Below are 14,888 nucleotides of genomic sequence, written 5' to 3'. Positions count from 1 at the left end.
AACCAAAGGTCTGGATTGGCAAAATGCAGGTCGCGTCTCTGGAATTCCCTGCTGAAACGCAGAACGCCCGGGCTCGAGACCCGGGCGTTCCGAACATCTTATCTCGTGGATCGTCAGCTGCGCTTGGCCAGAAGCTGCTCGATCAGCGAGCCGCCCTTCTCGATGGCCGCGAGTTCTTCGGCAACCGCGGCCACCGTCTCGCGGATCTGCTCGGGGGTGTGCTCCGAGGTCATGAAGAAGCGCAGGCGCGAAGCGCGCTCGGGCACCGCCGGATGGATGATCGGCTGCACGTTGATGCCGCGCTTGTACAGGCGGTCGGACAGGGTCACCGACTTCAGCGAATCGCCGACGATCACCGGGATCACCGCGAGGCCCATGCTGGTGCCGGTGTCGAGCCCGCGCTTCTTGGCGCAGGCGAGGAACAGCGCGCCGTTCTGGCGCAAACGCTCCACCCGGTCCGGCTCCTCGTGCATCACTTCGAGGGCAGCCTCCGCGGCGGCGGCGAGCGGCGGAGACATGCCGACGCTGTAGACGAAGCCGCCGGCGGTGCACTTCAGGTATTCGATGAGGGTGGAGGCGCCGCAGACGTAGCCGCCGCAGGCAGAGAGCGTCTTCGAGAAGGTGCCCATCCAGATGTCGACCCGCTTGGGGTCGATGCCGGCATGCTCGAACAGCCCGGCGCCGCTGCGCCCGAGCACGCCGAGCCCGTGGGCGTCGTCGACCATCAGCCAGGCGTTGTAGCGCTCCTTGAGGGCGATGAAGCCGGCGAGGTCCGGCGCGTCGCCGTCCATGCTGTAGAGGCCCTCGATCACGATCAGGGCGCGGCGGTGCTCGTGCCGCGTCGCCTGCAGCAGGCTCTCCAGCGCGTCGAGGTCGTTGTGGGCGAAGGAGCGGCGCTGGGCGCCCGACAGCTGCGCGCCGGTGACGATGCTGTTGTGGATCAGGGCGTCGTGGAAGATCACGTCGCCGGCTTCGAGCAAGGCCCCGATGGTCGTGACGTTGGTCGCGTGCCCGCTCACCATCACGACGCAGGCTTCGGTCTGGTAATGCGCAGCGAGCGCCTTCTCCAGGCTGATATGGCCCGGCCGCTCACCAGCGACGACGCGGCTCGCCGACGACGAGGTGCCGAACTGGGTGATCGCCTCGCGCGCCGCATCCGAGATGCGCGGGTGTCCGTTCAGCCCGAGATAGTCGTAGGAGGAAAAGTTGACGAAGGACCGGCCGGCGATGCGCGTGGTCGCGCCGGCCTTGGTCTCGTGGACGTGGAAGAACGGGTTGTCGAGGCCGATCAGCTCGGCGGCTGAGCGCTGCAGGCGCAGCTCGCGATAGCCCGGAAGGCTCGCGAAATCCTGCACCGACGGGTCGCCGCCCTTCTCGGGCGCGCGCAGGGCCGTCGGCCGGGGCGCGTTGCGCCCGAGCCGGTTCGTCACGAAGCCCGCGAGCGCGGCGCGCCCACCGTCCGGCCGTGGCGATTGGGTCATGACAGGATCTCTTTACTCTCGAGGCTCTTTTTCTCGACGAGGTCCTGGAACGGCTGAAGCACCGCCGCGTCGACCTCGCTGCCGACGTGCCTGGAGGCGAGGCTCAAGGCAACGCCGGCAGCCTCGTCCATCGGCGCGGAAACCGCCTGAATTAAGGACTCCGACAACTCGTTCACGGTCATCCCCGACGAGAGGCCCGCGGGCGGCGAATCGAGGCCGAAGCGCTCCTGCAGGCTCGCGCCGAGCTCGACGCCCATCAGGGAGTCGAGGCCGATCTCCGAGAGCTGCCGCACGCGGCTGATGTCATCCTTGGGCAGGCGCAGGATCCGGGCGATGTCCTCGACGATCGCGTCGGACACCGTCTTGCGCACCGCGTCGACGTCGCCGCCCTTGAGCAGCGTGCCGATGCTGATCGCGGCCACCGCGCCGGCTTCCATCTGCTGGTCGGAGCCGAGGTCGTCGTAGCTCGGCGAGCGCATGGTCGCGAGGCGCTCGCGCGTCTTGCCCCAGTGCATCGAGGCGATGGCCAACACCGCGTCGTCGGGCGTCGAGCCCTGGGCGCCGAGCGCGTCGGCCATCAGGTCGAGGCAGCGGCGGGCCTCCATCGGCGTGACGCCGACGCGGCCGGCGAGGCCTTCCATCACCGCCTTGTTGCGGGCGAGCATGCCGACGTCGCCGATGGCACCCCAGGCGACGGCCAGCGCCGGCAACCCGCGGCGGCGGCGCTGGCGGGCCAGCCCTTCCATGAAGCCGTTGGCGGCGACGTAGGCGCCCTGGCCCGGGTTGCCGATGAAGGTGGTGGCCGAGGAGAACACCACGAAGTAGTCGAGCGCGCGCTCACGGGTCGCCGCGTCGAGGTTCTGCGCGCCGACGACCTTGGGGCCGATCACGGCGTCGAGGCCGGCGGCGTCGAGGTTGGCGATGAGACCGTCCTGCAGCACGGCGGCGGCGTGGATCACGCCGGCGAGCTTGCGGCCGGACGCCTCGACGCCGGCGAGCAGCGCGTCCACCGCAACGCGGTCGGTGATGTCGCACGGCGTCGCCTCGACGGTGATGCCGCGGGCGGTGAGATCCGCGACGACCGCCTTGGCCTCCTCCGTCTCCGCGCCCTTGCGGCCGACGAGGAGCAGGTTCCTGGCGCCGCGGTCGGCAAGCCAGCGCGCCGCCTCGCCGCCGAAGCCGCCGAGGCCGCCGGTGATCAGGTGGACGCCGTCAGTCGTGGCCACGAAGGGCGTGCTGCGCGCGGCGAGCACCCGGCCGGGCTTGGGCGGCGCGATCACGATCTTACCGACGTGACCCGATTGCTGCATCAGCCGGAACGCATCCGAGGTCTCGTCCGCGGTGAACGGCTGATAGGGCAGGGGCTTGAGGCCGCCGTCGTTGAACAGAGCCATCACCTCGCGGAACATCCGCGCGCCGTCCTCGCCCTGGTGCTGGAGCACCTGGTCCAGGTCGACGCCGAAGTAGCTGAGGTTCCGGCGGAAAGGGCGCAGGCCGATATGGGTGTTGGCGACGTAGTCGCGCTTGCCCAGCTCGATGAAGCGGCCGAACGGCTTCAGCGCGTTGAGCGAGCGCTCCATCGCCTCGCCGAACAGGCTGTTGAGGACCACGTCGACGCCGGTGCCGGTCAGCGACCGGACGTCGTCGACGAAGGCGAGCGAGCGCGAATCGAGCACGTGCTCGGCGCCGAGCGCCTTCACCAGGGCGCGCTTTTCGCGCGAGCCCGCGGTGGCGATGACGCGGGCCCCCTTCAGCTTGGCGATCTGAAGCGCGGCTAGGCCGACGCCGCCGGCTCCGCCATGGACCAACACCCACTCGCCGCGGCGCAGGCGTGCACAGGAGACGAGGCCGTAATAGGCAGTGAGGAACGCGACCGGCACGGTGGCGGCGGCCATCGGATCGAGGCCGTCGGGCGCCGGCGCGACTACGAGCTCGGGCACGACGATGTGGGTGGAAAAGCCCGACTGGGCGAAGGCCACGACCGGATCGCCGACCTTGAACGCCTTGACGCCGGCGCCCACCGCGACGACGCGGCCGGCGCATTCGAGGCCGAGGCGAGGTCCGGCGAAGCCGTCCTCCAGGATCTCCTCCGGCAGCATCGACAGCGCCCAGAGCACATCGCGGAAGTTGAGGCCTGTCGCCTCGACGGCGATCTCGACCTCGCCGGCCTCCGGAGCGCGACGGGTCGCCGGCCCCCAAACCATCTCATTGAGGCCGCCGGTGTTGCTGCGCTCCAGGCGCGCGGCCTCGGCCGGCACCGCCTCTGGATCGGTCCGCCGGGCGGCGTGGCCCGGACGGAAGCGGATCACCCGCGTGCAGTCGTCGTCGAGGACGATCTCGGTCTCAGGCGTGCCCGAGAGGATCAGGTCGCGCAGGCGCTCGGCGGAGCGCTTCGAGCCGATCTCGGGCGCAAGGTCGATGCGGCGCACGTCGAGCGTCGCGATCTCGTTGGCGAGCGTGCGGGAGAAGGCCCAGACCCCGGCCTCGACCGAGGCCGCCGACCCGCCGGCATCGCGGGTCGCGCCGGGGGAGACCACCCAGAGCTTGGTCGGGCGCGCGCCGAGATGCTCGGTGCAGCGCTTCAGGCTGAGGCACCGGTCGCGCAGCCGGGCGGCCGCGTCGCCGCCGCGGGTGAAGGCGCCGGCCAGGAACACCACCGTGTCCGGGGTCTCCCGCTCCAGCTCCAACAGGGACGCCTCGGAGTCGAGGATGATCGAGACGTGGACGCCGGCGGCCACGAGCAGGGTCGCGAGGGACGACGCGGTCTCGGCGGCGAACTCGTCGTCCGAGCCGATGACGAAGGCGAAGGTTTGCGCCGCCGCCTTACCGGGGCGGGGCGGAGCCTCGGCGACGAGCAGCAAGTCGTCGCCGTTGACGGAGGCCGCGCGATCGACGGCGACGCTGACGAGGCCGGTGGCGCTCAGCGTGCGCTGCCAGCCCGGGATGTCGTCGAGGCGGCCGACGGGCATGTCGCCCACGCCGGCCTCGAACCAACCCGGGATCAGGCCGAAGACGAGGTCGCGGAACAGCGAGGCGCCGGGCTCGACGGCGAGCAGCAGGCCGCCGGTGGCAAGCGCGTTGGCCAGCCGCTGCGGCAGGTCGCGGTCGCCGCGGTGCAGCGCGCCGCTGGCCAGGATCAGGTCGAAGCCGGCGGCGGGGAGGTCCTCGGCCGCCTCGATCACCGCGACGCCGCGGGGCAGGGCGAGGCGGGCACGCTCCGCCAGGCGACGATCGGTGTCGAACACGGTCAGGCGCGCCTCGGCCGTCTCGGCGAAGGCGGCGGCCTGGGCGGATAGCGGACCGAAGCCGACCTGCAGCAGGCGGAGCGCCCGGTCCTTCGGCAGCCTGTCGCGGCAGGCCTCGGCGATTCCAGCGACCACGTCGGCGGAAGCGCGAGCGGTGGCGCTGCGCAGGGTGAACGCGTCGAGCGCGTTCTGCGGCAGGCTCGGGGCCTCGGTCAGCGTGCCCGCGAGCAGGCGATCGACCAGGGCGCCGACGTCGGCCAGGAGCACCAGCTCGGCCGACAGCTCGGGATGGTCGGCCGCGATCCAGCGCATGATTTCGGTCGGCGCCGGCAGGGCGTCGCCGTCGCCGAGGCGCCAGCGCCCGCCATCCTGCTCGGCTAGGCCGCTGCTCTCGAGCGCGTAGAGGGCGTTGACCAGCCAGGGCCGCATCTCGGCGGGGACGCGCGCGTCGACGGTGACGGCGGTGCCCTGCTTGAGGCCGGAGGCGAGGCGGTAGGCGAGGGAGGTCGCCCAGCCCTCGAGCAGGAGGTGGCCCGGCGAAAGCGGGGCGCCGGACGCGGCCCGCGCGACCTTGGCGGACGGCTTCAACAGCGCGGCGATGCTCGAACGGCGGTCCATCGCGATCGCGGTCGGCTCGGTGGCCAGCTCCACCCCTTGCGTGATCGCGTAGGCCGCGAGGTCGCCGCCGCCCTTGGCGCGCAGGGCCTGGAAACGACCCTCGCGGATGGTGGCGACCACCTCGCCCTCGGTATCGAGAATGGTGAAGTCGGCCAGGATCGAGCGCTCGTTGCAGCGCCGCGTCCGGATGACGGCCCGCGCGATCGAGGCGCCGGGGCGCAGCAGCCGGACCTCGCCGAAGCGGACTGGGATGTAGGCCTTGCCGGCGTTCTCGCCGAGCAGGTCGGCGAACAGCAGGATCAGGCCGTGGAAGCAGGCGTCGAGCCGCGCCGGCACCAGACCGTAGCGCGGGTCGGCCTCGGCGGGGACGAGGTCGGAGACGATGGTGACGTCGTCGATGCGTGCGCTCGCCGCGACCTGGCGGAAGCTCGGCCCGAAGCCGAGGCCGGCGGCCTCGGCGCGCAGGTAGAGCTCGTCGCCGGTGAGCACGTTCTCGGACGGCATCTCGACGTTGGGCCGGACCGGAGGGGCGAAGGTGCCCTCGACGATCTTGGCCGAGGCGTGCAGCTGCCAGGGCGACGGGGTCAGGCGCGGGCGGCTGAGGACCTGGACGGCGTTGCCGGAGCCGGCCATCCGCACCGCGACCTCGCGCAAGGCCTCCTCGCCGAACACCATCGGCGAGTGGATCTCGAACTCGGCGAGCACGACGTGGTCGCTGCGCAGGGCCTCGCGGACGGCGGCCAGCGCCATCTCGACGAAGCCGGCGCCCGGCATGATCGCCTGGCCCTCGATGCGGTGGTCGTCGAGTTCCGGGATCGTCGCGATGTCGGCGTAGCCGTGCCATTCCAGGCCGTCGACCTGGACGCGAGAGCCGATCAGCGGATGGTAGACCCGCGCCGTCGCGGAGCCGAGGCTTTCAGTGGTGTCGCCGAGGCGGAACGGGCGGCGCTGCCAAGGGTAGGTCGGCAGGTCCAGTGCGCCCGAAGGCGCGTCGCCGAATACGGTCGGCTCGTCCACGGCGGCGCCCTGGACCAGGGCGGCCGCCAGCGCGCGGGCGATCGGATCGCCGCCGCTGGCCTTCTTGTGCATGACGCCGACGGTGGCGTTGTCGATGCCGAGCGGCTCGATGGCGTCGCCGATATGCGACATCAGCGTCGCGCGCGGGCCGACCTCGACGAAGATGCGGGCGCCCTGGCGGGTCGCCTCCTGCACCGCTTCGGAGAAGCGCACCGGCTCGCGGATGTTGCGCCACCAGTAGGTTCCGCCGAACTGGGTCCCGTCGAGCACCGACCCGGTCACGGTCGAGACCATCTTCGTGGTGCCGGTCGAGGGCTTGAGGCCGGCGAGGTCGCGCAGCAGCGGCTTCTCGGTCGGATCCATGAACCGGCCGTGGAAGGCGTAGTCGAGGTCGAGCTTGCGCCCGCGCCGGCGCTTGCGCGACAGGGCCTTGAGCGCAGCGTCGATCGCGGCGACCGGCCCGGCGACGGTGACGGCCTTGGGACTGTTGTAGGCGGCGATGTCGAGGGTCGGGTAGTCCTTGAGGAAGCCTTCGACCTCCTCGGCCGGCATCAGCAGCACCGCCATGGTGCCCTGGCCGCGGGTCGTCTCCTGATGGTGGCTGCGGTAGAAGATCACCTTCACCGCCTGCTCGAGGCTCAGGATGCCGGCGGCTTCTGCCGCAGCGATCTCGCCGACACTGTGGCCGAGCACGAATTTCGGCGCGAGGCCGGCGGCACGCAACGCCGTGGTCGAGGCGCTCTGGATCGCGAAGATCAGCGGCTGCGAGACGCTGGTGAGCGCCAGGCGCTCTTCGAGGTCTTCGGCGTCGAGTGCCGCCTTGAGCGACCACTTCGAATACGCCGCGAACAGCGCGTCGATCCGGTCGAAGGCGGCGCGGAACGCCACGTTCTCGGCATAGGCCTCGCGGCCCATCCCGGCCCACTGGCTGCCGTTGCCGGAATAGACGAAGGCGACGTCCGCCGCCCGGTCGATCGCGGTGCCGGTGAGCGCGACCGCCGAATCCTCGGCCTCGCCGACGGCGCGGAGCTCGCCGGCGATGTCGGCCTTGCCGTCCAGCGTGATCGCAAGGCGGGACGCCAGGCGCTCGCGACGGTGTGCGGCGCCGGCCGCGATCCGGGCGGCCTCGGCGGCGTCGACACCGTCGAAGCGCTCGGCGTAGTCGAGGGCGAGTTCGTTGAGGGCGGCGCGGCTCTGGGCCGACAGCAGCAGGATCTCGGGCGCGCGGGCCGCGGAGGCCGCCGCGGCGACCGGGGCCGGATCGGTCAGCACGATGTGGGCGTTGGTGCCGCCGAAGCCGAAGGAGTTCACGCCGGCGAAGCGCTGGCGCGCGCCGCGCGGGATCGCCAACCCGGTCTGCACCACGTGCAGGTTCATCTCGGCGAACGGGATGTCGGGGTTGAGCTCGGCCGAATGCAGCGAGGGCGGCACGAGGTCGTGCTCGAGCGCAAGACTCGCCTTGAGCAGGCCGGCGAGGCCGGAGGTCGGCTCGGTGTGGCCGATATTGGTCTTGATCGAGCCGATCGGCAGCGGGCTCTTGCGGCCCTTGCCGATCTTGCCGCCGATGGCGGAGGCCTCGATCGGGTCGCCCACCGGCGTGCCCGTGCCGTGCGCTTCCATGAACGCCACGTCGTCGAGGTCGATCTCGGCCTCGCGGTAGACCTGCTCCAGCAGCGCGCCCTGCGCGTAGCCCGAGGGCAGCGAGATGCCGGTGGTTCGCCCGTCCGAGTTGACGCCGGTGGCGGCGATCACGCCGCGGACGGTCGAGCCGCCGCGTCGCGCGGCTTCCGCCGACTGCAGCACGAGCACCACGCCGCCCTCCGAGCGGACGTAGCCGTCGGCGGAGGCCGAGAAGGCCTGGCACAGCCCGGTGCGCGACAGCATCTGCGCGTTGGAGAAGCAGATGAAGTTGAACGGGCTCGCGAGCAGGTTGACGCCGGCCACGATCGCCGTGTCGACGCGGCCCGAACGGATCGCGGCCACCGCGTTGTCGAGGGCCACGAGCGAGGACGAGCACGCGGTGTCGACGGTGAAGCTCGGCCCCTTGAGGTCGAAGATGTACGAGATCCGGTTCGACAGGATCGAGAGCGTGTTGCCGGTGGCGGCGTAGGCGTCGCCCGACGGAACGTCGAGGATGCGAAGGTTGCCGTAATCGAGCGACGAGGCGCCGACGAACACGCCGATCGGGTTGCCGGCGACGTTCGAGGGCCGCATGCCCGCGTCTTCCAGCGCCTCCCAGGTCAGCTCGAGCAGGAGCCGCTGCTGCGGGTCCATCTGCTCGGCCTCGCGCGGCGAGATGCCGAACACCGCCGGGTCGAACGACCAGATGTCGTCGAGCACGCCCGCGGCCCAGGTGTAGCTCTTGCCGCGCTCCTGCGCCCGCGGGTGCCCGAACCGGTCGAGCGACCAGCGGTCGCCGGGGATGCGACCGACGGCGCAGCGCGCCTCCGTGAGCAACTGCCAGAGTCCGTCGACGCTCGGCGCGCCGGGAAGCCGGCAGGCGCGACCGACGATCGCGATGTCAGTACGTTGTGTCACGTTTGATTCGCACACGCTCGTTAACGGAAAACGGATCGGGCATCGGCAGCACCGCGCTTCGAGGCGATGCTTAGTATGGCTCTAAATCGCTGTCCAACCTGAGGGAGGGACGACGGCATCGAAGAGGCCGGTTTGCGCTCGGCTGTCGTGAATGTTCATCAACCTAAGCTTTGCCGCAGACTGGTCACCGTCGCCATCTGAACCGTTCAAAACCGGTGAATTTGTGTTGACGGCGCCGCGTCATTGCAGCGCGCGCCGATCGATCGACCTCTGGACGCTCGAGTTGCCGGCTTCACCCGCCGTCTCGGTCTTCGGATCGCCCGCCCCCCGACGCACGTCCCACGCCGGCGTAACGGAAGCCGAGGCGTTCCACGTCTTGGACGCGGTAGACGTTGCGCAGGTCGACCAGGACCGGCTCGGCCATTGTGGTGCGCAGCCGTTCGAGGTCGAGCGCCCGGAACGCGTTCCACTCGGTGACGAGCACCAAGGCGTCGGCGCCCTCGGCGCAGGAATAGGGGTCGTCGGCGTAATCGATGTCGGGCAGGAGCGCACGTGCTTGGCCCATTCCCTCGGGGTCGTAGGCCCGCACGGTCGCACCGGCGTCCTGCAGACCGGCGACGATCGCGAGCGAAGGGGCATCGCGCATGTCGTCGGTGTTGGGCTTGAAGGTGAGGCCGAGCAGCCCGATCGTCTTGCCGCGCACCGAGCCGCCGCAGGCCTGGATCACCTTGCGCGCCATCGCCCGCTTGCGGCTCTCGTTGACCGCGACCACGGTCTCGACGATCCGCATCGGCGTCCCGGCATCCTGCGCTGTCTTCACCAGCGCCAGCGTATCCTTGGGGAAGCACGAGCCGCCGTAGCCCGGGCCGGCATGGAGGAACTTCGCGCCGATGCGGTTGTCGAGGCCAATGCCGCGGGCGACCTCCTGCACGTCGGCGCCGACCTGTTCGCACAGGTCCGCGATCTCGTTGATGAAGGTGATCTTGGTCGCCAGGAAGGCGTTGGCCGCGTACTTGGTCAGCTCGGCGGTGCGCCGTCCGGTGACGAGGATCGGCGCGGCATTGAGGTAGAGCGGGCGGTAGACCTCCCGGATCACCCCTTCGGCGCGCGCGTCCTCGGCACCGATGACGATGCGGTCGGGTCGCTTGAAGTCGTCGATCGCCGCGCCCTCGCGCAGGAATTCCGGGTTGGACACGACGGCGAAGTCGGCCTCGGGCCGCGCCTCGCGGATGATGCGCTCGACCTCGTCGCCGGTGCCGACCGGAACCGTGGATTTTGTGACGATCACCGTATAGCCGGTCAGCGCCGCCGCGATCTCGCGGGCCGCGGCGTAGACGTAGCTGAGGTCGGCGAAGCCGTCGCCGCGGCGCGAGGGCGTGCCCACCGCGATGAACACCGCGTCGGCGCCCGCGACCGCCGCCGCGAGGTCGATCCCGAAGCCGAGCCGACCCCGGCAAACGTTCTCGGCGACGAGCGCTTCGAGACCGGGTTCGTAGATCGGCATGCGCCCGGCGCGCAACGCCTCGATCTTGGCCGGGTCCTTGTCGAGGCACACGACCTCATGCCCGAAATCGGCAAAACAAGTCCCGGACACCAGGCCGACATACCCCGACCCGACCATGACGATCCGCATGCAACCTCCGTCGTCGGCTCGGATGCGATCGCCGATTGCACTGCAGCATTACCCTGGATCGGCTGCGCAGGGAACAGGCCCGCAGATGTCTGCACCGACTTGCGCGCGCCCGCCAAGGCTGTGCCCCGGCTCGTCCCCTCAACGGCGGCACGGCGCTCAGAGCCGGTAATGCCCGGAGATCCGTGACAGATTGATGTTGTAATAGGGGTCAGCGCGTAATTGCGCCCCCCAACGCGCCTGCATCACCGCGACCTCCCGTTCGAACCGGGCCTGCTTCTCCGGCGTGTCCTCCTGGCCACGGCTCTTCGACTCGTGGTGGACGAGGGTGGCGAAGGGCGTCCAGACGATCCGGTAGCCCGCCTCGCGCACGCGCAGGCACAGATCGACGTCGTTGAAGGCGACCTTCAGGTCCTGCGCGTCGAAGCCGCCGACGGCGGCGAACACGTCGGCGCGCATCGCCAGGCACGCGCCGGTGACGGCCGAGGCCTCGTGCGCGACCGTCATCCGCCCGAAATAGCCCGGCGCGTCGCCGTCGACCCCGAGATGGCTGTGGCCGGCGACCCCGCCGATCCCGAGGATGACGCCGCCGTGCTGCACCGTCCCGTCCGGGTAGAGGAGCTTGGCGCCGACCGCGCCGACATCAGGCACCAGCGCGATCGAGACGAGCTCGCGCAGCCAGCCCGGTTCGACCACCTCGACGTCGTTGTTCAGGAACAGCAGCACGGAGCCGGTCGCCGCCGCCGCCCCACGGTTCGACAGGTCAGAGAAATTGAACGCGCCGGGCACCGCCACCACACGCAGGCGCGGGTCGTCGCGATATTCCGCGAACAGGGCGCGGGTCTCGGGCTCGCGGCTGTCGTTGTCGACGACGACGACCTCGATCGTCGGGTAATCGGTCCGACCGAACAGGCCGTCGAGGGTCACGCGGAGCAGTTCGGCGCGGTCGCGCGTCGGGATGATCACCGAGACGCGCGGCGCCGGATCGGGGATCGGGCGCACCAGCCGGTTGAAGCCGGCGGGACCGCGCTCGGCCCTGCCGCCCCAGGGGGCGACGATCTCGTCCAGCGCCCGCAGGCGGGCCGCCTCGGTACGGGCGCTCGCCCGGTCCGAGAACGTGCCCGAGCCGCTCGCAGCGCGCCAATGATAGAGCACCGCCGGAATGTGCCGGATGCGGGCGGGGTCGAGCCGATCGGTCAGACGCAGCAACAGGTCGTGGTCTTGGCTGCCTTCGAATCCCGGGCGCAGGCCGCCGACCGCCCGGAAGGCCTCGGTGCGCACCACGGTGAGGTGATTGATGTAATTCTGCGCGTAGAGCAGCTCGCGGTCGAAGTCTGCCTTGAAGTGCGGATCGAACCGGTTGCCGCGGCGGTCGACCTTGTCCTCGTCGCTGTAGATCAGCACCAGATCGGGATTGGCGCGGATCGCCCGCGCCACCTCGTAGAGGGCGTGCACGGGCAGCGCGTCGTCATGATCCAGGAAGGCGCAGAACGTGCCCCGCGCCGCCGCCGCCGCGTCGTTGGTCGCGCGGGCGATGTGTCCGTTCTCGGCCCGGCGCGCGACGCGGATACGGGGGTCGGCGGCTGCGAAGCGCGCGAGCAGCTGCGGGATCCGCGGATCGGTCGAGGCGTCGTCGACGACGCAGAGTTCCCAGTACGGATAAAGCTGGGCCTGGACCGAGCGCAGCGCCGTTCGCAGGACCTTCGGTGCCGGGTCGTGGACCGGCATCAGCACCGAGATCAACGGCGGCGCCTCCCAGGCGGCGACCTCCGCCGCGATCCGGCGGCGCTCGGCCGCGTCCAGGGTGTCGGCTCGCCGGATCCAGGCGGCGTAGCCGCCCTCGCTCCGGTGCCGCAGCGCCCGGTCGAGGAAGCTGCGCCCGCGCACCCGTTTGCCGAGGCTGCGCCAATAAACCGCCCGCACCGCAAGCCCGGGGGCCCGGGAAAAGGCTCTCGCCACCAAGGCCGGACGGGTGCGGCGGCGGATCGTGATCCGGCTCGGATGCGGAGGCCTGCCGCCGGCGAGGTTCGCGACCCGGAGGGCGCGGATCGTCGCCGGGACCTGACCGGTCCAGGCGGAGACGCCGGCGCCGACGGCCTCGTGCGCGACCGGAACGCCGAACCGGGCCTCGTCGCTGACAACCAGACTCATCAGCGGGTGGGCCTCGCGCGGCGCGGCGGGGTTGTCGTGCAGCGTGATCGTAACCCAGGCCCCGCCAAGCCCAAGGCCGGCGAGGTCGAGGCGAAGCCCGTCCGCGTCGCGGTGGACGACGAGCGTCCGATTCGCTCCGACGCCGACGAGGACAGCCTCGATATCCACCACGTCAGTGATTCCAGCTCTTGGCGAGGGACATCAGCACCGCGTCCGACATGGCGATGTCGAAGACCAGCATGTCGGCGACCGCCTTCACGGCGCGAAGGCGCTCGGCCAGGGCCAACGCCTCGTCGGAGATCGGAACGGGCGCCGGCAGAGGCAAACCGCCCTCCAGTCCGATCTGGTCGAACAAGGTGGAAGCGAAAGCGTCGAAGTAGGTCCGGTGTCCGACGATCCCGAGGCGCGCGAGGATTTCGATCGCGACGATGGAATTACCGGGATGGAGCCGGTCGTCGGGTAGCCGCGTGCCGAGCTGCCGCGACAGCGGGTTGTAGAGGAGGTGGTAGGCCTGCTCCGGCAGCATCCGGAAGAAGCGCTTCAGGCTCTTTTGATCCGTGTAGTCGTAGTCGTCGACGAATAGGGCTGCCTCGGCATAGCGATCGACGCGCCAACCGGCATCGTCCTCGGCCACCACCTTGGAACGCGCCTTCAGCCACAGCATCCGCGTGGCCATCTTCACATGCGGATCGTGGACCAGGATCGCCGACAGCATGCGATCCGGCGGGAAATACTGCTCGTAGCGCGGCACCACGAGCGCGCCGGCGATAAGGCGGGAGGTCGGAGTCTCGTTTCCGAGGACGCTGGTCACGATCTCGTCGGAGAGCTTGTGGATGCCGAAATGGGATTGCTGAAAATACGGGAACAGCGCGTTCTGCAACCCGACTTCGGGATGGATGCCGGTGTGGATCAAAAGCACCCGGCGATCGATCAGGCCCTCGCGCAAGACGCGGCGATAGACCAGCACGTTGGTGTCGGCGTCGTAGAGCTCGAGGACCGGTATCGCCGCCAGGCCCGGCACTTCGGATTCCCGCAACACGAACACGCATTGCCCGGTGGAGTGCCAGCCGCTGCGCTGGAACGCGGGCTCGGTGATCGTGGCGGAGACTTCCGCGACCCGCTGCCCCTCGACGGACACCACGACCCGGCTGACCGCCAGGGGGTTGTCCGGGACGATCCAGCCATGGATCACGTCGCCGTTGTCGTAATCGATGAAGAACCGCATGTCCCGTCGCTGCAGCGCCCGTCGCCCGGGCCCGATCCCGGACGACCTCTAGCGCCGACCGAGACCGCGCCATAACCCATTTCGAGCAGCGTTGCAGTGGGCAACGACGGGTCGACCGGACTGCGGCGAGACCGGACGACCAAATCCAGCGTCCGTTTCGTCCGTTCCGGCTTGCGCCCCCGGACGGCGAAGGCTATAGGCCCCCCACACCGAAGCCAAACGGCTTCGGCGGGGGCGCGTAGCTCAGCGGGAGAGCACTTCCTTGACATGGAAGGGGTCACAGGTTCGATCCCTGTCGCGCCCACCATTCCACTCGCGGAATGATCGATGATCGAAGCAAGGGCTCCGCAGGGGGCCCTTTTTTCTTGGCCGCAACAGGTCGACGTGCGACCGGCGCCACGCCTGGGGTTCGAGCACCCGAGGTGTGCCTCTAATGTCTCCATCCGACCTTGGGCCGATTCTGCCGGCAAGCCCGCGCAAGTCGCATGCGCCCAGATCAGCCCCACGCTGACGGCGAATCGGGGACGTGGTCGCGCCGGGCGAACCGGCGCGACCTGCGTCGCGCGATCAATCGTCGTCTTCGTCCTCGACGTCGACGAGATCGGTGGTGTCGTCGTCCTCGTCGTCCACCACGAGGGTGTCGTCGTCGGCGGTCTCGCCGTCGGCATCCGGCTCGATGACGTCGTCGCCCTCGGTGTCCGTATCCGTGTCCTTCTCGGTCTCCTCGGCCTCGACCTCGTCGAGGGAGACCAGTTCCGGACCGGCGGCGTCGGCCTCGTCTTCGTCGGCGACGGGTTCCTTGCGGGCGGCGATCGGCGCGGACCGGCTCGCGAAGGGGGTGAGGGCGGCGGTCGGGACGACCTCGCCGGAATAGGGGGAAACCACCGGATCACGACCGAGGTCGTAGAACTTCCTGCCGGTCGTCGGGCAGATCCGTTTGGTACCGAGTTCGGGACGAGCCACGTGCGCCTTCCTGTGTCAGT

The 14,888-nt window shown here is 70.4% G+C and carries 6 protein-coding genes and 1 tRNA gene; 1 reads left to right on the top strand and 6 read right to left on the bottom strand.

Annotation, left to right across the window (positions count from 1 at the left end):
* Positions 1-113: 113 nt before the first annotated feature.
* The 5 genes from FV234_RS04955 to FV234_RS04935 form a co-directional block, all read right to left on the bottom strand.
* On the bottom strand, positions 114-1,481 hold the full coding sequence (locus tag FV234_RS04955) for an aminotransferase class I/II-fold pyridoxal phosphate-dependent enzyme (protein ID WP_147763199.1): 1,368 nt from the start codon (positions 1,479-1,481) through the stop codon (positions 114-116).
* The gene (locus tag FV234_RS04950) at positions 1,478-8,899 is read right to left on the bottom strand and encodes a type I polyketide synthase (protein ID WP_187273583.1); all 7,422 of its coding nucleotides are present in this window, start codon (positions 8,897-8,899) and stop codon (positions 1,478-1,480) included. The genes FV234_RS04955 and FV234_RS04950 overlap by 4 nt, the downstream gene beginning before the upstream one ends.
* 292 nt (positions 8,900-9,191) lie before the next feature.
* The gene (locus FV234_RS04945; RefSeq protein WP_147828253.1) at positions 9,192-10,532 is read right to left on the bottom strand and encodes a UDP-glucose/GDP-mannose dehydrogenase family protein; all 1,341 of its coding nucleotides are present in this window, start codon (positions 10,530-10,532) and stop codon (positions 9,192-9,194) included.
* 156 nt (positions 10,533-10,688) lie between these two features.
* Positions 10,689-12,842: a glycosyltransferase family 2 protein gene (locus FV234_RS04940; protein WP_238272490.1), complete on the bottom strand. Its 2,154-nt coding sequence runs from the start codon at positions 12,840-12,842 to the stop codon at positions 10,689-10,691.
* A gap of 10 nt (positions 12,843-12,852) precedes the next feature.
* Positions 12,853-13,905, bottom strand: coding sequence for a hypothetical protein (locus FV234_RS04935; RefSeq protein WP_147828251.1), 1,053 nt, complete (start codon positions 13,903-13,905; stop codon positions 12,853-12,855).
* 232 nt (positions 13,906-14,137) lie between these two features.
* On the opposite strand from FV234_RS04935, the gene FV234_RS04930 reads away from it, so the two are divergent.
* Positions 14,138-14,212 (top strand) — tRNA-Val (locus FV234_RS04930).
* A 260-nt stretch (positions 14,213-14,472) separates the two neighbouring features.
* On the opposite strand, the gene FV234_RS04925 is transcribed toward FV234_RS04930, so the two are convergent.
* On the bottom strand, positions 14,473-14,868 hold the full coding sequence (locus FV234_RS04925) for a TIGR02300 family protein (protein WP_147750190.1): 396 nt from the start codon (positions 14,866-14,868) through the stop codon (positions 14,473-14,475).
* Between the last annotated feature and the right edge of the window lie 20 nt (positions 14,869-14,888).

The sequence above is a fragment of the Methylobacterium sp. WL8 genome (assembly GCF_008040045.1).
GTDB lineage: Bacteria > Pseudomonadota > Alphaproteobacteria > Rhizobiales > Beijerinckiaceae > Methylobacterium > Methylobacterium cerastii.
Note: the sequence above shows the minus strand (reverse complement) of the source record. Positions and strands in the feature narration are given on the sequence as shown.

Coding starts and splice junctions, on each gene's coding strand:
- FV234_RS04945 (WP_147828253.1), bottom strand. CDS start 10,532: ATGCGGATCGTCATGGTCGGGTCGGGGTATGTCGGCCTGGTGTCCGGG.
- FV234_RS04955 (WP_147763199.1), bottom strand. CDS start 1,481: ATGACCCAATCGCCACGGCCGGACGGTGGGCGCGCCGCGCTCGCGGGC.
- FV234_RS04935 (WP_147828251.1), bottom strand. CDS start 13,905: ATGCGGTTCTTCATCGATTACGACAACGGCGACGTGATCCATGGCTGG.